The sequence below is a fragment of the Rhizobium sp. Root1212 genome (assembly GCF_001424985.1).
Lineage (GTDB): Bacteria > Pseudomonadota > Alphaproteobacteria > Rhizobiales > Rhizobiaceae > Pararhizobium.
In genome coordinates this window covers 127,769-143,387 of the sequence record NZ_LMDA01000001.1, presented here as the reverse complement: position 1 = coordinate 143,387, position 15,619 = coordinate 127,769, and the positions used below count along the sequence as shown (strand labels likewise).

17 protein-coding genes are annotated in these 15,619 nt (G+C 62.4%); 4 read left to right on the top strand and 13 right to left on the bottom strand.

The genetic code is table 11. The features are described 5' to 3' along the window. Positions 1–3 precede the first annotated feature (3 nt). Both moaD and pgsA read right to left on the bottom strand, forming a co-directional pair. The gene (gene moaD, locus ASC86_RS00710) at positions 4–264 is read right to left on the bottom strand and encodes a molybdopterin converting factor subunit 1 (protein ID WP_056314888.1); all 261 of its coding nucleotides are present in this window, start codon (positions 262–264) and stop codon (positions 4–6) included. Next, positions 261–848 carry a CDP-diacylglycerol--glycerol-3-phosphate 3-phosphatidyltransferase gene (pgsA, locus tag ASC86_RS00705; RefSeq protein ID WP_056314886.1) on the bottom strand — a complete coding sequence of 196 codons (588 nt, stop codon included), beginning with the start codon at positions 846–848 and terminating at the stop codon, positions 261–263. Before pgsA ends, moaD begins: the two co-directional genes overlap by 4 nt. A gap of 279 nt (positions 849–1,127) precedes the next feature. Between pgsA and ASC86_RS00700 the strand changes: the two genes are divergently transcribed. Continuing rightward, complete coding sequence (locus tag ASC86_RS00700) at positions 1,128–2,216, top strand: helix-turn-helix transcriptional regulator (RefSeq protein WP_056314884.1); 1,089 nt, start codon at positions 1,128–1,130, stop codon at positions 2,214–2,216. A gap of 7 nt (positions 2,217–2,223) precedes the next feature. Here ASC86_RS00700 and uvrC read toward each other — a convergent pair whose 3' ends face one another. Beyond that, positions 2,224–4,248, bottom strand: a complete 2,025-nt coding sequence (gene uvrC / locus ASC86_RS00695) for an excinuclease ABC subunit UvrC (RefSeq protein WP_056314882.1) — start codon at positions 4,246–4,248, stop codon at positions 2,224–2,226. Beyond that, complete coding sequence (locus ASC86_RS00690; protein WP_056314880.1) at positions 4,245–5,009, bottom strand: SDR family oxidoreductase; 765 nt, start codon at positions 5,007–5,009, stop codon at positions 4,245–4,247. Before ASC86_RS00690 ends, uvrC begins: the two co-directional genes overlap by 4 nt. A gap of 369 nt (positions 5,010–5,378) precedes the next feature. Between ASC86_RS00690 and ASC86_RS00685 the strand changes: the two genes are divergently transcribed. After that, positions 5,379–6,017 (top strand): outer membrane protein, encoded by a 639-nt coding sequence (locus tag ASC86_RS00685; RefSeq protein ID WP_056314878.1) that lies wholly within the window; start codon positions 5,379–5,381, stop codon positions 6,015–6,017. Positions 6,018–6,074: 57 nt separating this feature from the next. On the opposite strand, the gene ASC86_RS00680 is transcribed toward ASC86_RS00685, so the two are convergent. From ASC86_RS00680 to ASC86_RS00665, 4 genes are all read right to left on the bottom strand, one after another. Then, positions 6,075–6,485 (bottom strand): DUF1801 domain-containing protein, encoded by a 411-nt coding sequence (locus tag ASC86_RS00680; RefSeq protein ID WP_056314876.1) that lies wholly within the window; start codon positions 6,483–6,485, stop codon positions 6,075–6,077. 82 nt (positions 6,486–6,567) lie between these two features. Beyond that, positions 6,568–7,158, bottom strand: a complete 591-nt coding sequence (locus ASC86_RS00675) for a glutathione S-transferase (protein ID WP_056314875.1) — start codon at positions 7,156–7,158, stop codon at positions 6,568–6,570. Between the two features lie 25 nt (positions 7,159–7,183). Further along, on the bottom strand, positions 7,184–7,903 hold the full coding sequence (locus ASC86_RS00670) for a hypothetical protein (RefSeq protein WP_056314872.1): 720 nt from the start codon (positions 7,901–7,903) through the stop codon (positions 7,184–7,186). Positions 7,904–7,966: 63 nt separating this feature from the next. Beyond that, the gene (locus ASC86_RS00665; RefSeq protein ID WP_056314870.1) at positions 7,967–8,830 is read right to left on the bottom strand and encodes a 23S rRNA (adenine(2030)-N(6))-methyltransferase RlmJ; all 864 of its coding nucleotides are present in this window, start codon (positions 8,828–8,830) and stop codon (positions 7,967–7,969) included. A 68-nt stretch (positions 8,831–8,898) separates the two neighbouring features. Between ASC86_RS00665 and ASC86_RS00660 the strand changes: the two genes are divergently transcribed. Beyond that, entirely contained in the window at positions 8,899–11,037 is a 2,139-nt protein-coding gene (locus ASC86_RS00660; RefSeq protein WP_056318049.1) for a molybdopterin oxidoreductase family protein, read from the top strand. Then, positions 11,034–11,630 (top strand): NUDIX domain-containing protein, encoded by a 597-nt coding sequence (locus ASC86_RS00655; protein ID WP_056314868.1) that lies wholly within the window; start codon positions 11,034–11,036, stop codon positions 11,628–11,630. The genes ASC86_RS00660 and ASC86_RS00655 overlap by 4 nt, the downstream gene beginning before the upstream one ends. A gap of 113 nt (positions 11,631–11,743) precedes the next feature. Here the strand turns inward: ASC86_RS00655 and ASC86_RS00650 are convergent, their stop codons facing one another. The 5 genes from ASC86_RS00650 to purM all read right to left on the bottom strand — a co-directional run bounded on the left by ASC86_RS00650 (position 11,744) and on the right by purM (position 15,461). Continuing rightward, positions 11,744–12,259, bottom strand: a complete 516-nt coding sequence (locus ASC86_RS00650) for an RES domain-containing protein (protein WP_056314866.1) — start codon at positions 12,257–12,259, stop codon at positions 11,744–11,746. Beyond that, on the bottom strand, positions 12,256–12,609 hold the full coding sequence (locus ASC86_RS00645; protein ID WP_082509822.1) for an antitoxin Xre/MbcA/ParS toxin-binding domain-containing protein: 354 nt from the start codon (positions 12,607–12,609) through the stop codon (positions 12,256–12,258). Before ASC86_RS00645 ends, ASC86_RS00650 begins: the two co-directional genes overlap by 4 nt. Positions 12,610–12,707: 98 nt before the next feature. After that, positions 12,708–13,655, bottom strand: coding sequence for an omptin family outer membrane protease (locus ASC86_RS00640; RefSeq protein ID WP_056314862.1), 948 nt, complete (start codon positions 13,653–13,655; stop codon positions 12,708–12,710). 112 nt (positions 13,656–13,767) lie between these two features. After that, positions 13,768–14,394: a phosphoribosylglycinamide formyltransferase gene (purN, locus tag ASC86_RS00635; protein WP_056314860.1), complete on the bottom strand. Its 627-nt coding sequence runs from the start codon at positions 14,392–14,394 to the stop codon at positions 13,768–13,770. Beyond that, a complete protein-coding gene (gene purM / locus ASC86_RS00630) occupies positions 14,391–15,461 on the bottom strand; it encodes a phosphoribosylformylglycinamidine cyclo-ligase (protein WP_056314858.1) in 1,071 nt (356 codons plus the stop codon). Before purM ends, purN begins: the two co-directional genes overlap by 4 nt. Between the last annotated feature and the right edge of the window lie 158 nt (positions 15,462–15,619).

Sequence of the window (15,619 nt, the reverse complement as noted above, 5' to 3'; positions counted from 1 at the left end):
GGCTCAGCCACCCGTCATCGGCGGAAACAACGCGATCTCGCGCGCCCCGGCAATCGGTTCGTCGTGCTCCACATGCTCCTGATTGATGGCGACGCGGATGACGTTTTCATGTTCCAGCGCCATCTCATAGTCTTCGCCCAGCGTCTTGAGATGATTCAACAAGTCACCCGCCGTCACCACGCTGTCGGGCAGCGCGATCTCTTCCTCGTCCTTGCCGATCCGCTCGCGCACCCAGGCGAAATAGACGAGCCTCACCGTGCTCATTCGTCGATCACATGCTTGAGGCCGGCGCGGAAATAGTCATAGCCGGTGTAGAGCGTGATGGCCGCTGCGATCCAGAGCAGCAGGATGCCCATCTCGGTGGTGTAGGGCAGCACCTTGTCGCCGGCGGGACCGGCGAGCAGGAAGGCGATCGCAAACATCTGCAGCGTCGTCTTCCACTTGGCGATGCGCGTCACCGGCACGCTGACCTTCAGCGCCGCCAGATATTCCCGCAGGCCAGACACGAGGATTTCGCGGCACAGAATGATGATCGCAGCCCAGATCGACCAGCCGGCAATCGTGCCGTCGGCGGCGACCAGCAGCAGCACCGAGGCGACCAGCAGCTTGTCGGCGATCGGGTCCAGCATGCGGCCGATATTGGAGGTCTGGTTCCAGATGCGGGCGAGGTAGCCGTCGAGATAATCAGTGATCGAGGCGATGGCAAAAATGACCAGCGCCGTCCACCGCGCGAAATCGGAACTCTGCAGCCGGCCTTCGACGAAGAAGCAGAGAACGATCAGCGGAACGGCGAGGATACGGCCATACGTGAGCAGGTTCGGTATGTTATAGGCGGCAGGCGTGGACATCGAATTTCTGTTCTCTGGGAGGTGTGGCGACAGATGAGGCCTTTATGACCGTAAGGTCAACCGGTCGGCGTAAAATCAGGATGAATTATGACAGGATTTATCTGAATGCAGTGTGAACCTGTCAAATGCCGGGCCGCCTACATCGGCTACGCGAAAAATCTTCGACTTCACGACAACGTGAAGACGAGCGCACGTGCAAGTATGCGCTTTGAAACGTTTGCCTGATATGAAAAAAATCCCCTAATATTTTGGGGTTTTGTGAAACAGATAGCCGTGACCATGGAACAATCCGCCCTTATCGATCGCATCTATGAAGCCGCCGTCATTCCGGAACTGTGGCCGGATGTCTGCGACCGGCTGGCGGCTGCGGTCGATGGTTATGCAACCTGCGTTCTCGGCATGGCTCCGGACGGAACCGCACGCTGGGTTTCCTCCGAGCGCATTGAGGAACCCCTGACGGTCTATTCGAAAAGCGAGCTTCGTTTCGAAAATCCACGTCCCGAGCGTTCGATGCGCCTGTTTCCGTTCGCCTTCGCGCGCGATGTCGATGTCATGACGATGGAGGAGATCGAGCACGATCCGATCTACAACACCTTCCTGCGCCCCGCCGGCGTCGGCTGGAGCATGGGCAGCGCCCTGCCGGAACCCTCCGGCCATACCCTGATCTTCGATTTCATGCGCCAAATCGACCGCGGTCCCTTCGAGGGCCGCCATCTCGATATCGTCAACGGCCTGAAGGGCGATCTGGCGCGGGCGGCGCTGGTCTCCTCGCGGATGATCTTCCAGCAGGCACGCTCGATCGCCAATGCCCTGTCGATCGTCGGCCTGCCGGCTGCGGTCGTCGGGGAGACCCAGCAGGTCCTCGCCATGAACGAGGAGATGGAGGCGCTCAGCCCCCGCATCCGCACCGGCGCGCAAAACCGCCTGTCGCTCGATCAGCCGGCCGCAAACCAGCTGCTGCAGCAGTGCTTCGATATTCTGAAAGGCAGCGACGGCCCGCGCGTGCAATCGCTGCCGATGGCGGCAACGCCCGACGCTTCGGCCATGGTGCTGCATGTGCTGCCGGTGCGCCGTAACGCCCGAGACATCTTTTCCCGCGGCCTCGCCGTGGTGCTGGCCACCCCCGTCGGCCCCGGCGGCCCGCCGAGCATCGGCGTGCTTTCGGGCCTGTTCGACCTGACGCCGGGTGAAGCCCGCGTCGCCCGCGAACTCGCGACCGGTGTCGGCATCGAGACGGTGGCGGCGACGCTGACCCTCAGCATCGAAACCGTGCGCAGCTACTTGAAGCGAATCTTCCTGAAAACCGGAACCCGCCGCCAGCCGGAGCTTGTCGGCCTGCTCGGGGGATTGGGGCGGATCGGGGTTTGATTGGGGGCTACTTGCCCCCATCCTCATGAAAATGATCATAAACCAGCTTCGCCACCGAAGCCGAAATCCCTGCGACGGACATCAGATCGTTGATCCCCGCCCGCGATACGGCCTTGGCCGTCCCGAAGTGATGCAGCAGTGCCCGCTTGCGGGTCGGCCCGATACCGCCGATCTCGTCGAGCGGGTTTTTCACCATCTCCTTCTTCCGCCGTGCCCGATGCGAGCCGATGGCGAAACGGTGCGCCTCATCCCGCAGCCGCTGGATGAAATACAGCACCGGATCGCGCGGCGGCATGGTGAAGCTTTCCCGCCCCGGCGGAAAGAACCGTTCGCGCCCGGCATCGCGGTCGACACCCTTGGCGACGCCGATGGCCACGACGCAATCCTCGATATCGAGTTCTTTCAGGATGGCGCGAACCGCCGTCATCTGCCCTTGGCCGCCATCGATCAGGATCACATCCGGCCATGCCGGAAAGGCCTGATCCTCTGAAGGTTGCGCGGAGCGATCCGGCTTTCCCTCTTCCTTCAAGAGCCGTGAAAACCGCCGCGTCATCACCTCGCGCATCATGCCGAAGTCGTCGCCCGGCGTGATGTCGGTCGATTTGATGTTGAACTTGCGATACTGGCCTTTGACGAAACCTTCCGGCCCCGCCACCACCATGCCGCCGACGGCATTGGTGCCCATGATATGCGAGTTGTCGTAAATCTCGATCCGCTGCGGCACCCGCTCCAGCTTGAAGGTCTCGGCGAAACCCTGCAGCAACCGCGATTGCGAGGCGGTTTCGGCGAGCTTCCTTCCATGCGCTTCGCGCGCATTGGCGACGGCATGATCGACAAGGTCCTTCTTCTCGCCCCGCTGCGGCACGGCGATGGCAACCTTGTAGCTCGATTTTTCCGAAAACGCCTGCGCCAGCAGTTCCTGCTCCTCCACCTGCTCGCACAGCAAAATCTGCCGCGGGCAGGGCTTGTCGTCATAGAACTGCGCCAGAAACGCGCTCAGCACCTCGGAAGACGTCAGCGCCGGATCGGCCTTGGGGAAATAGGCGCGGTTTCCCCAGTTCTGTCCGGTGCGGAAGAAGAACACCTGGATGCAGGAAACCCCGCCCTCGTGATGGATCGCAAAGACATCGGCTTCCTCGACGCCGGCCGGATTGATGCCCTGGTGGCTCTGTACATGCGAGAGCGCCGCCAGCCGGTCGCGATAAAGAGCTGCCCGCTCGAAATCGAGATTTTCGGAAGCCTCGCTCATGGCGGATGCGATGGTTGCCTTCACCGCCTGGCTTTTGCCGGAAAGGAAATCCTTGGCTTCGGTTACAAGCTCGGCATAGCCCTCATCGGAAATCTCGCGGGTGCAGGGGGCGGCACAGCGCTTGATCTGATGCAGCAGGCAGGGCCGCGTCCGCGTCTCGAAAACGCTGTCGGTGCAGGTGCGCAAAAGAAAGGCGCGCTGCAGTGAGTTGATCGTGCGCCCGACCGCGCCGGCGGACGCGAACGGCCCGAAATAATCGCCCTTGCGGCTGCGCGCCCCGCGATGCTTGTAAAGCGCCGGCGCCCGGCTGTCGCCGGTCACGAGGATATAGGGAAACGACTTGTCGTCACGAAGCAGCACGTTGAAGCGCGGGCGCAACCGCTTGATCAGGTTGGCTTCCAGCAGCAGCGCTTCGATCTCGGTGCGGGTGGTGACGAATTCCATGTTCGCCGTCTCGCGCACCATGCGGGTCAGGCGGTTGGAATGCACGCGTCCCTGCGCGTAGTTGCTGACGCGCTTCTTCAGGCTGCGCGCCTTGCCGACATAAAGCACGTCGCCCGCCTCGTTGAACATGCGGTAGACGCCCGGACTGTTCGGCAAAAGCTTGACGAAGGCCTGGATCAACTCGGCGCCGCGCAGCGTGTGGTCGAACTCACCGGCTTCGGCCCAGTCGATCGCCGGCACGGCTTCGGGCAGGTCGTTTTCAACCTCGATCAGGTCGTCTTCATCGGCGGCATTCTCGTCGTACAGGATGCCGCCATCGTTCGGCGTGCGTCCGCTCATTCCACGATCTCCAATATATCGGGCGTTTCCCAGGCCAGATGCTGGCCGCCATCGAGAGCGATCATCTGCCCGGTGATCGACGGCGTCTCGAACAAGAAGCGGATGGTCCGCCCGAATTCCGAAAGCTCCGGTCCGGCCCTGAGAATCAGGGCCTCCACCTGTGCCTCGAAGTCGGACTGGTTTTGCCGCTCGTTCGGCAGCGTCGGCCCCGGCCCGATGCCGTTGACGCGAATGGTCGGGGCAAGCGCCTGCGCCATCGTCGTCGTCGCCATCAAGAGCGCCGCCTTGGACAGCATATAGGAATAAAATCGCGGATTGGGAGCCCAGACCCGCTGGTCGATGATGTTGACGATCAGCCCGCCATGGCCCTGCGGCATTTGTGCCGCAAAATCCCGCGCCAGGATCGACGGCGCCTTCACGTGCAGGTCGAAATGCCGGTCCCAGATGTCTTCGTCGAAATCGGAAACGCTGTCCTTGCGGAAGATCGAGGCGTTGTTGACGAGCAGCCCGATCGGTCCGATCGCCTCAACAGCTTCGCCCATCAGCCGGCCGGCAGCCTTGCTGTCCGTCAGGTCTGCAACAACGGCGGCCGCCTTGCCGCCCTGCCTGCGAATGTCGGCGGCCAGCGCCTCGGCTTCGTCGCGGCCCTGGTGGGCGTGGATCGCCACGGCAAAGCCATGGGCAGCCAGATCCTCGGCGATCGCCTTGCCGATGCGACGGGCGCTGCCGGTGACGAGGGCGGTTTTCAGCGGTTTTCTCAAGGCCGGTCCGTTTGCGAGATTCGAAACTTCTATCGATCGCAAGATATAGGTGGAGAGGCCGATGAGTGAAACCGCGAATGCACAATGGTTTCGAAAAAATTAACGGCTGTAACAGACGTTGAGCTAAAAGAGAGCAGTTGAAGTATAGATATGTTTATTCTTTCTTCATGGTTAACAAATAGCCTGTGGCCGTGAAGCAACATCGAATTTCGGACATCCTTATGCCACCAAAATTTCATATTTTGGCTCTGGAGAATCCTCATTTGGTGTCCAATTTCAGCTCAACCGGGCGGGGTTAAATGTAATTGCCGGTGTGCCGATCCGGACCAAAAGGGGTCCTCTGGTCGCCGGCCTGAAAGGAGAATTTGTATGCGTACTCTTATCACCACCCTCATGGCATCGGCTGTGACCCTCATCACCTTCTCGGCCGTTCAGGCTGCCGACGCGATCGACGAAGTTCCGGCTGCTCCGGCTGCGGAATATTCCGAGCCGGTCGTCAAGAACTGGTCGGGCGCCTATGTCGGTGGTACCGCCGATTGGTCCCACGGCCAGTTCGACGCCACCGGCGGCCGCGGCGCTGCTGCCTTTGGCGGCGGCCTCTACGGCGGCTACAACATGCAGAGCGGCCAGATCGTTTACGGTGCGGAAGCCGACGTGAACTACAGCGGCAACGATGCGACCAACCCGACCCGTACCATGGAGCAGGGCGTCAACGGCTCGCTGCGCGGCCGCGTCGGTTACGACCTGAACCCGGTTCTCGTCTACGGTACGGCCGGCGTCGCCGCTACCGACGTCAAGGCCAAGGAAGGTGGTTCTTCCGACAGCAAGACCCTGTTCGGCTGGACGGCCGGTGCCGGTGCCGAAGCCTTCGTGACCGACAACGTGACGGCGCGTATCGAATACCGCTACACCGACTACCAGAAGAAGGACTTCGACCTGCCGAGCGGCAACGTCTCGTCGGGTTACGACGCACACAGCGTTCGTGTCGGTATGGGCGTGAAGTTCTGATCTTCGGGTTCTTCCCAAAGACGAAAAGGCCGGAGCGATCCGGCCTTTTTTGTATTCTCAATCCTGCTTCTTGGCGCGGGCAGGGCGCTTCGCCGCCGCCTTCGCGCTGTTCAGCGCCACGGCCGCGCGAACAAGACCCTTCAGCGCTTCCGCGTCGATTTCCTCGCCCTCACGCACATCGATCGCCCGCCGCACATTGCCGTCGAGGCTGGAGTTGAAAAGCCCCTTCGGGTCTTCCAGCGAAGCACCATTGGCAAAGGTCATCTTCACGACGCTCTTGTAGGTCTCGCCGGTGCAGATAATCCCGTCATGCGACCACACGGGCACGCCGCGCCACTTCACCTCCTCGATCGCCTCCGGGTCGGCCTCGCGGATGATGCTGCGGATTTTCGCAAGCGTATCCCCGCGCCAGCCGCCAAGCTCGGCAATCTTCCGATCGATCAACTCCGATGCAGCACTTTCCGTCATTCCAGTTCCTCCAAATTCGACATGCGTTCGCCCCGGCTTCGGCAGGTAGGGTCCTGCCGCTCCTTGTCGAGGGACGAAGCCGTCAGGCCTTGAACTTGCCGTAGTCGGGAAACTGCTTTTCGAATTTCTTCGGCCAGTTCTTCAGCTTCGGCCGGCCGCGCTGCCATTCGCCGCTGAAGCGCAGCTCGATATAGCGCAGCATGGCCGCCAGCGCGAAATGTCCGCCATGCAGCTTGGCCGCCGTCTTCGGCAGGTTGGCTTCGAGATAGTCGAGCCCGCGCACCACCTTTTCCCACTGCTTGTCGATCCACGGCTGATGGATCTTTTCCGGCGGATGGATGCGCTTCTCGTAGACGATGGCCAGCAGGCTGTCGCAGATGCCGTCGCAGAGCGCTTCGAGGATTTCGACATCGGTGCGCTTTTCCGCATTGCGCGGATAAAGCTTGCCCTTCGTTTCCCGGTCGATGAAGTGCATGATCGTCCTGCTGTCATAGATCGCCTTGCCGTCATTGGTGATCAGCGTCGGGATCTTGCCGAGCGGATTGTTGGCGATCAGTTCGGGCGGGTTGGAGGCCGTGTCGGTCAGCACGCTTTCGGCGGTAATGCCGGCGTAGTGGGCGGCCATGCGCACCTTGTTGGAATAGGGGGAGGCGGGCGAATAGAGAATTTTCATCGCGTCGGCTTTCTGTTCGGCTTCATCAAAGGGCAGGCAACGTCAGCGACCGCGCCCGGCAGCCGCCACGGTCGACGTCCGGGCAGGGGCGAAACCCAAGGTCACGGTTCATGCAGATACGGATTTCATCGAGCTGGCCGGAAGAGCAGGTGACAGCGATCGCTCCGGTGCTCAGGCCCGGATTGGCGGCGATGAGATCGGCCTCGATTTCCTGCGGCGATGCCTTCGCCGTCCGGTTCCCGGATTTCAGCTCCGGCGGAAGCCGGAGCTTTTGCCACGCCGCCCGCATCACGGCGAAATAATCCTTCTGCCCGAGCCCCGAGCAGGTCCCATGCTTGCGCCATTCATGGCCGATCAGCCCCATGGAGGGCATGATATCGAACATCTGCCGCCCCAGCGCTTCCGGCACCCGGTCGCTATCGCGGCTGCGGCAGAATTCCGGGTAGCCGCTTTCGTTCTGCGGCCAGAGGCCATGCACGATCAGCCCATGATTGCGCGAGGTATCGCATTGCATGGTCTTGCCGTTCGGATCGTTTTCCCCGCACCAGCTCGGCGACCAGGAGAGCGACAGCACGTAGAAATCGAAACCGCTGCCAAGTGGCACCGTCGCGGCCTTTTCAGGTTTCTTCTCTGTGCTGGTTGAAACAATCGGCGTCGGCGCCGTCTTCTTCGCGCCGTCATCCTCGCCGCTGCATCCGGCAAGCAGAAGCGCTATGAGGGCGGTTGCGAGGATTTTTGATTTCATCGAGGAGGCTCCCGAACCATGGCTACCCCATATGGAAAGGCGAGGGAAGGGCGGTTTGCGCCCTCAATTCTCCTCGACCGTTTCCCCCCGCAGCCAGAAACTGCGGCCCGAGGCAAACTTGTCCTGCGCCAGCCGTCCCTTCAGGAACGGCAGCAGCACATCCAGTTCCCCCTTAAGTGTAAAGGGCGGATTGACCACGATCAGCCCCGAACCGGAAAGCCCGGTCGTCTCCCGCTCGCTGCGCACGGAAAGCTCGGCACACAGCATCTTCGGAATATTCAGCGCCTGCAAATCCTCATGAAACTTGCGGATCGGCGCTCCCTGCTTCAGCGGATACCACAGGCAGAACACGCCTCCTGAAAACCGCCGCCAAGCCTTGGCGAGCCCCTCCACCAGCCGGTCATATTCCCCGGCAATCTCAAACGGCGGATCGACCAGCACCAGCCCGCGCTTCTCTTTCGGCGGCAGATGCGCGCCGAGCGCCAGCCAGCCGTCGAGTTCGGTGACCCGGCTCTGGAAATCGCCGTCGAACAGCCGGTGCAGCGTCTCATAGTCGTCAGGATGAAGTTCCATCGCCGAAAGCCGGTCCTGCGGCCGCATCAGCATGCGCGTCAGCTTCGGCGAGCCCGGATAGAGCTTGATGCGGCCGTCGGGATTGAGATCGCGCACAGCTTCGAGATAGGGCGCAAGGATCGCTGCGACATCGCCCGGCAAAGGCTTTTCCAAAAGCCGCCCGATGCCGTCCACCCATTCCCCGGTCTTCTGCGCTTCCTCGCTGGAAAGATCGTAAAGCCCGATCCCGGCATGGGTATCGAGCACCCGGAACGCCTTGTCCTTCTGCTTGAGATAGGTGACGAGCCGCGCCAGCACCGCATGCTTCAGCACGTCGGCGAAATTTCCTGCATGATAGATGTGCCGGTAGTTCATTCGCCCTGCTGATCGTTCCGATGAATTGTTGATATGGATGCGGATTGGCCCTTTGAGAGCCTTTGGCCTTGTCCTATAGAAAACCCATGAACGTTGCGACCCCCATCAAGAGAGAAAAGTCCGTCGGCCACACGGTCTGTCCCCACGACTGTCCGTCCGCCTGCGCATTGGAAGTCGACCTGACGGCGGAGGGCCGCATCGGCCGCGTGCGTGGCTCCGCCGCCAATACCTATACGGCCGGCGTCATCTGCGCCAAGGTGGCCCGCTATTCCGAGCGCATCTACCATCCCGGCCGCCTGATGGTGCCCCGGCGCCGCCTCGGCGCCAAGGGCGATGGCCGCTGGCAGGAAATCTCCTGGGAAGCCGCCCTCGACGAAATCGCCGATGCCTTCGTGAAAGCTGAGCAGGCCCACGGCTCCGAAGCGATCTGGCCCTATTTCTACGCCGGCACCATGGGCCAAGTGCAGCGCGATTCGATCGAACGCCTGCGCCATGCCAAGCGCTATTCCGGCTTCTTCGGCTCGATCTGCACCAATCCGGCCTGGACTGGCCTTGCCATGGCGATCGGCTCGCTGCGCGGGCCTGATCCGCGCGAGATGGCGAAGTCCGATTGCGTGGTCATCTGGGGTACCAATGCGGTCTCGACCCAGGTCAATGTCATGACCCACGCCGTCAAGGCCCGCAAAGAGCGCGGCGCCAAGATCGTCGTCATCGACATCTACGACAACCCGACGGTCAAGCAGGCCGATATGGGCCTCGTCCTCAAGCCCGGCACCGATGCGGCCTTGGCCTGCGCCGTCATGCACGTCGCCTTCCGTGACGGCTATGCCGACCGCGCCTATCTCGCCCGCTACGCCGACGATCCCGCCGGCCTCGAAGCCCACCTGAAAACCCGCACCCCCGAATGGGCCTCCGCGATCACCGGCCTGTCGGTGGAGGAAATCGAAGCCTTCGCCAAACTCGTCGGCACGACCAAGAAGAGCTATTTCCGCCTCGGCTACGGCTTCACCCGCCAGCGCAACGGCGCGGTCGCCATCCACGCGGCAGCCTCGGTGCCGACCGTGCTCGGCTCCTGGCAATACGAAGGCGGCGGCGCCTTTCACACCAACAACGACGTCTTCCGTTTCGACAAGCGCGAACTGATGGGCACGGCGATGGTCGACCCGGATATCCGCATGCTCGACCAGTCGCAGATCGGCCGCGTGCTGACCGGCGATGCCGAGGCCCTGCGCCACCGCGGCCCGGTGACGGCGTTGCTGATCCAGAACACCAACCCCGTCAACGTCGCCCCCGAACAGCGACTGGTGAAAAAGGGCTTCCTGCGTGACGACCTCTTCGTCGCCGTGCACGAGCAGTTCATGACCGATACGGCCAAGGTCGCCGATATCGTGCTGCCCGCCACCATGTTCCTGGAGCATGACGATCTCTATCGCGGCGGCGGTCACCAGCATATCCTGCTCGGCCCCAAGGTCGTCGAGCCGCCATCAACGGTGCGCACCAATCTCTTCGTCATCGAGGAACTGGCAAAGCGCCTCGGCGTCGCCGACCGCCCCGGCTTCGGCCTCACCGAGCGCGAGCATATCGGCCACATCCTCGTCAATTACGGCCTGGGCTTCGAAGAGCTGAAGCGCGAGAAATGGCTGGATATCCAGCCCGATTTCGACACCGCCCACTTCGTCCACGGTTTCGGCCACCCGGATGGAAAATTCCGCTTCAAGGCAGACTGGACCGGCACACCCGCCCCGAACCGCCCGCCCAAAGCCCTCGGCGTCTTCGGCCCGCACCAAGACCTGCCGGAATTCCCCGATCACGTCGATCTGATCGAAGTCGCGGACGAAACCCACCCCTTCCGTCTCGCGACCTCGCCGGCGCGCTCCTTCCTCAATTCCACCTTCGCCGAGACCCCGTCTTCGGTGCAGAAGGAAGTCCGCCCCGAAGCGATGATCCACCCGGAAGACGCGGCAAGCCTCGGCATCGCCGATGGCGATATCGTCCATCTGGGCAACACCAGAGGCGACATCCGCCTGCATGCGAAGATCGGCGGCGGCGCCCGCCGCGGTGTCGTCATCGCGGAAGGCCTCTGGCCCAACGACGCCCATCTCGATGGCGAAGGCATCAACGTTCTGACGGGGGCCGACGCGGTCGCGCCCTATGGCGGCGCGGCCTTCCACGACAACAGAATCTGGCTGCGCAAGGACCCGGCATGACGAAATTCAAGGATGCGGCGATCGAGATACTCAAGGACGAGACGCTCTCGAAAAACTGGTACCACCTGCGCAACGTCACCTTCAATTACACCGGCTCCAACGGCCAGACGAAGACGCTGAAGCGCGAGGTCTACGACCGCGGCAACGGCGCGACGATCCTGCTCTACGACCCGAAGCGCGACAGTGTCATCCTCGTGCGCCAGTTCCGCATGCCCGCCCATCTCAACGGCCACCCAGGCTGGCTGCTCGAAACACCCGCCGGCCTGCTCGACGGCGACAACCCGACGGAAGCCATTCGCCGCGAGGTGGTCGAGGAAACCGGCTATGTGGTGAAGGACGTCCTTCCGGTCTTCCAGTCCTTCATGTCCCCCGGCGCCGTCACCGAGATCATCCACTTCTTCGCCGCCGTCATCGACGTGACCGAGCGCGCGGAAGAGGGGGGCGGTGCCGCCCACGAGGACGAGGATATCGAAGTGCTGGAAGTGCCGCTCGCGGAAGCGATGGCGATGATCGAAACCGGCGACATCTGCGACGGCAAGACGATCATGCTCCTGCAATGGGCGATGCTGAACAAGGGGAAACTGGGCGGCTGAGAGCCTGCCGCTTGTTGCTTCTCCCCGCCTGCGGGGAGAAGGTGCCCGAAGGGCGGACGAGGTGCCGTCTACGCCGTTCCGACCTCTATCCGCCCCCGCACGGCGAGAGGCCGCTACTCCCAGGACCGCTGGTTCTTCGGCAACCGCCCTGTCGGATCGATCACCGTCACGGCATTCGTCTCACCCGTATTCCACCGCCACAGCACCAGATTGTGAAACTCCGCCCGCGCTCCATTGGCAAAGGACGGCACGATGATCCCGTTCATCGCCCCATGCAGCCGGTCATAGACACCCCAGGACCCCGGCCGCTTTCCCTCCGAAAGATCGCTTGCCCAGGCGGCGCTCATTTCTTCGAGCGTTACGCCATGCGCCGCCCGCCCGGTCTCGCCCCCGAGATCGGCAATCCCATCGCAATCGACATCATAGGCGCAGATCGTCAGCGGCTGTAGCCGATGGCCGAAACCTTGCGCGGCCTCTGTCACCGCTCCATCGATACTGAGTGCAAGATAAAGCGCCGGCACATCCTTGGGATTGAATCGCGCACCGCGAATGGCCGCTCCCTCGCCTGAAAGCGGGCTGAAGGCCCAGCGCGGATCATGGGCGCGGTAGCAGGTCTGCGTCAGCCTCAAGCAAAGCCGCCAAGCGCAATATGATCGAGATAGTCGCGCAAGGCCGAGGCCTTGCCGCTCTTGACGATGCTTTCAGCCGTGCGACCCCCGAAGGCGGGCAGGGGCTCGGCCCGATACCAGGCCAAAGCCTGCCGGTCCCCGCCGGCCCAGCCCGCGATGCGATGCAGGATTTCCGCCATCTCGGCGATCCGCGCCGTCACGAAAGGTCCCTGCGCCCGCGACTTGCGGTGCAGCGTCGAAGCCGGAATGCCGGCCGTCTCAGCCAGTTCCCGCTTTGAAATACCCAGACGCTCCGAAACCGCCTCCAGCTCAAGAGGCGGCTCAAATCGCATATGTCGAGCATGGGTCATGTCAGTCACCTGTACGGTTTTATCGTACAAAATGTATGACATGAGCCCCCGGAAGTAAAGGGCGGGAACCTGTATGGACAGGCTCCCGCCCCAAATGGCTAGAAGCTCGCCTTCAATCCAACCCGCACCGCCATTGTTTGGTAGGATGCGCCGGCGGCGTCCTTGCTGCCGTCCTTCAGGCCGCTGGTCGTCTCGGTAACAGACATGTCGCCGCGCTTGCGGAAGACCTTTTCGTAGGAGCCCGCAACAAAGAGCGATGCCGCATCCGTCAGATGGTAAGCCGCTTCGACATTCAGCATCACCACCGGCGCCGCATCCATGTCGTCATAGAAGCGCAGGCTGCGCAGCCAGTGGTCGTCGATATCGTTGATGCCGAAGGTGAAGCCGCCCTTAGCGCCGCCGGATAGGGTGAAGCGGTCGAAACTGGTCGCGCCGTCGATCCCCGCGAAAATGACCGGAATTTTCTGCCGGTAGCTGATCACGCGCTCGCCGTCGTCGAATTCGCCGATCGTATCGCGCGGCGTGAGGGCGCTGTAGATGTAGGAACCGCCATAGGCGTCCCATTTCACATCGGAATATTTGAAGCCGGCATTGATCCCGAACGATTTCTGCTCGTCCGAATAAAGACGGCGGCCGATTTCGATGGAGCCGGCGAAGTAATGGGCAAGTCGGGTATCCGGGCTGATGGAGCGGTCGCTCCAGCCGTCCATGCCGGTGTTGACGTAGTTCGGGGCGATCCAGTCGTAATCGACCATATGGCCGTCGCCATTGGCGCCGATATCGACAGTCGCCTTCACAGACCAGTCCGGCGTCAGCTCGGCCAGCGCGGTGCCGCTATAAAGCACGACGCCTTTGCTCTCCCAGTCGAGCTGACTCATCTTGTGAGCGCCTTCGTAGACATATTCCTTTGCTTCGATGTTCATCAGGCCGATGGAACCGCTGAAGCTGAAGCGTCCGTCGTCGAAGCTGGCTGCGGCCGTATCCGCCGCGTGGCCGGAACCGGTGGAAGCCATGAGACAGGCAATCGAAACGAGAAGAATACGCATATCTGAAAATCCGCTGCTGATTGAAATTGCAGCGGATTGGTACGTATTCGTTTTCTAGTGACAAGGCGCCAGTCAGATGCGCCCTAATTTGGATAGGCTTTATGGGGCGGGATCAGCTTCCGACCCGCACCGCCTTGCCATTTTCCATCCGCACCTGGCCTTCGGCAAGCAACCGCAGCGCCTGCGGATAGGTGCGGTGCTCGACAGTCAGCACCCGCGCCGCCAGCATTTCCGGCGTATCGCCGGCCAGAACCGGAACCTCGGCCTGCAGGATCACCGGCCCTTCATCCATGCCTTCGGTCACGAAATGCACGGTGCAGCCTGCCCTCTCATGGCCCGCCTCGATCGCCCGCCGATGGGTGTCGAGCCCCGGAAACAGCGGCAGCAGGGAAGGGTGGATGTTGATGATCTTGCCCTCGTGCCGGCTGATGAAGTTGCCGGAGAGCAGCCGCATATAGCCCGCAAGGCAGATGATATCCGGTGAAAGCGCGTCCAGCGCATCGAGGATCGCCGCCTCATGGGCGTCCTTGCTGGCAAAATCCTTGCGCACGAAGCTCATCGTGCGGATGCCGAGGGCCTCCGCCTTGGCAAGCCCGCCGGCATCGGCCTTGTCGGAAATCACGGCGACGATCTCCGCCGGAAAGTCCGCCGTTTCCGTCGCCTTGGCAAGCGCCAGCATGTTCGAACCGCCGCCGGAGATGAACACGACGACACGCTTTCGGGTAGTCGCTAATGTCATAGGGCAAGCGTGCCCTTGTAGATCGTGCCCGCAGCACCTTCCTCACGCGCCACCATGCGGCCGAGCGTGAACACGGTTTCGCCCTCCGCCGCCAGCACCGCCGCAACCTTCTCGGCCTCTTCATCCGGCACGACGGCGATCATGCCGACGCCGCAGTTGAAGGTGCGCAACATTTCCTTGGCTTCGACGCCACCGGTCCTGGAAAGCCAGGAAAACACAGCCGGCGCCTTCACCGCGTCGAGATCGATCTCGGCGGCCAGATGCTTCGGCAGCACGCGCGGAATATTTTCGGGAAAACCGCCGCCGGTGATATGCGCCAGCGCCTTGATCGCGTCCGTCTCGCGGATCGCCTTGAGCAACGGCTTCACATAAATCTTGGTCGGCGTCATCAAAAGATCGGCCAGCGTCCCGTCACCGAACGGCGCGGGCGCATCCCAGCCGAGGCCGGAAAGCGCGACGATCTTGCGCACCAGCGAATAGCCGTTGGAATGCACGCCGGAAGAGGCGAGCCCGAGGATCACATCGCCCTCGGCGATATCGCCCGCCGGCAGCAACTGCCCACGCTCTGCGGCGCCGACGGCGAAACCGGCAAGATCGTAATCGCCGCCCGAATACATGCCCGGCATTTCCGCCGTCTCGCCGCCGATCAGCGCGCAGCCCGCCTGTCGGCAGCCATCGGCGATGCCGCCGACGATCGCCGCACCCTGGTCCGGGTCAAGCTTGCCGGTCGCGAAGTAATCGAGGAAGAACAGCGGCTCGGCACCCTGCACCACGAGATCGTTGACGCACATGGCCACGAGGTCGATGCCGACCGTATCGTGCTTGTTGGCGTCGATGGCGATCTTCAGCTTCGTGCCGACGCCGTCATTGGCGGCCACCAGCACCGGATCGGTAAAGCCCGCAGCCTTCAGGTCGAACAGCCCGCCGAAGCCGCCGATCTCGCCGTCGGCACCCGGACGGCGCGTCGAGCGCACATGCGGCTTGATCTTTTCCACCAGCAGGTTTCCGGCATCGATATCGACCCCCGCATCGCTATAGGTCAGACCGTTCTTACCCGCCTCACTCATGGCTTTCGTCTCCACTGGCTTTTGATCCGGTTGCGATTGACATGGGTGCGGCTGAAGCGCAAGCGCCAGCGGCCGGCAAAGGCCGTTTTTTCACCGTTTTGCCCGGTTTGCCCGGCTGTTTTCCGGGCGAGGCTTGACCCTGCTTGCCGCTGCATCCT

Bases quoted from the DNA above. Each gene is read 5' to 3' on its own strand.
- ASC86_RS00680 (WP_056314876.1), bottom strand. From the start codon at position 6,485: ATGACGGAAAGTGCTGCATCGGAGTTGATCGATCGGAAGATTGCCGAG.
- uvrC (WP_056314882.1), bottom strand. From the start codon at position 4,248: ATGAGCGGACGCACGCCGAACGATGGCGGCATCCTGTACGACGAGAAT.
- ASC86_RS00640 (WP_056314862.1), bottom strand. From the start codon at position 13,655: ATGCGTATTCTTCTCGTTTCGATTGCCTGTCTCATGGCTTCCACCGGT.
- ASC86_RS00675 (WP_056314875.1), bottom strand. From the start codon at position 7,158: ATGAAAATTCTCTATTCGCCCGCCTCCCCCTATTCCAACAAGGTGCGC.
- ASC86_RS00665 (WP_056314870.1), bottom strand. From the start codon at position 8,830: ATGAACTACCGGCACATCTATCATGCAGGAAATTTCGCCGACGTGCTG.
- ASC86_RS00655 (WP_056314868.1), top strand. From the start codon at position 11,034: ATGACGAAATTCAAGGATGCGGCGATCGAGATACTCAAGGACGAGACG.
- purN (WP_056314860.1), bottom strand. From the start codon at position 14,394: ATGACATTAGCGACTACCCGAAAGCGTGTCGTCGTGTTCATCTCCGGC.
- pgsA (WP_056314886.1), bottom strand. From the start codon at position 848: ATGTCCACGCCTGCCGCCTATAACATACCGAACCTGCTCACGTATGGC.
- ASC86_RS00700 (WP_056314884.1), top strand. From the start codon at position 1,128: ATGGAACAATCCGCCCTTATCGATCGCATCTATGAAGCCGCCGTCATT.
- ASC86_RS00670 (WP_056314872.1), bottom strand. From the start codon at position 7,903: ATGAAATCAAAAATCCTCGCAACCGCCCTCATAGCGCTTCTGCTTGCC.
- moaD (WP_056314888.1), bottom strand. From the start codon at position 264: ATGAGCACGGTGAGGCTCGTCTATTTCGCCTGGGTGCGCGAGCGGATC.
- purM (WP_056314858.1), bottom strand. From the start codon at position 15,461: ATGAGTGAGGCGGGTAAGAACGGTCTGACCTATAGCGATGCGGGGGTC.
- ASC86_RS00645 (WP_082509822.1), bottom strand. From the start codon at position 12,609: ATGACCCATGCTCGACATATGCGATTTGAGCCGCCTCTTGAGCTGGAG.
- ASC86_RS00685 (WP_056314878.1), top strand. From the start codon at position 5,379: ATGCGTACTCTTATCACCACCCTCATGGCATCGGCTGTGACCCTCATC.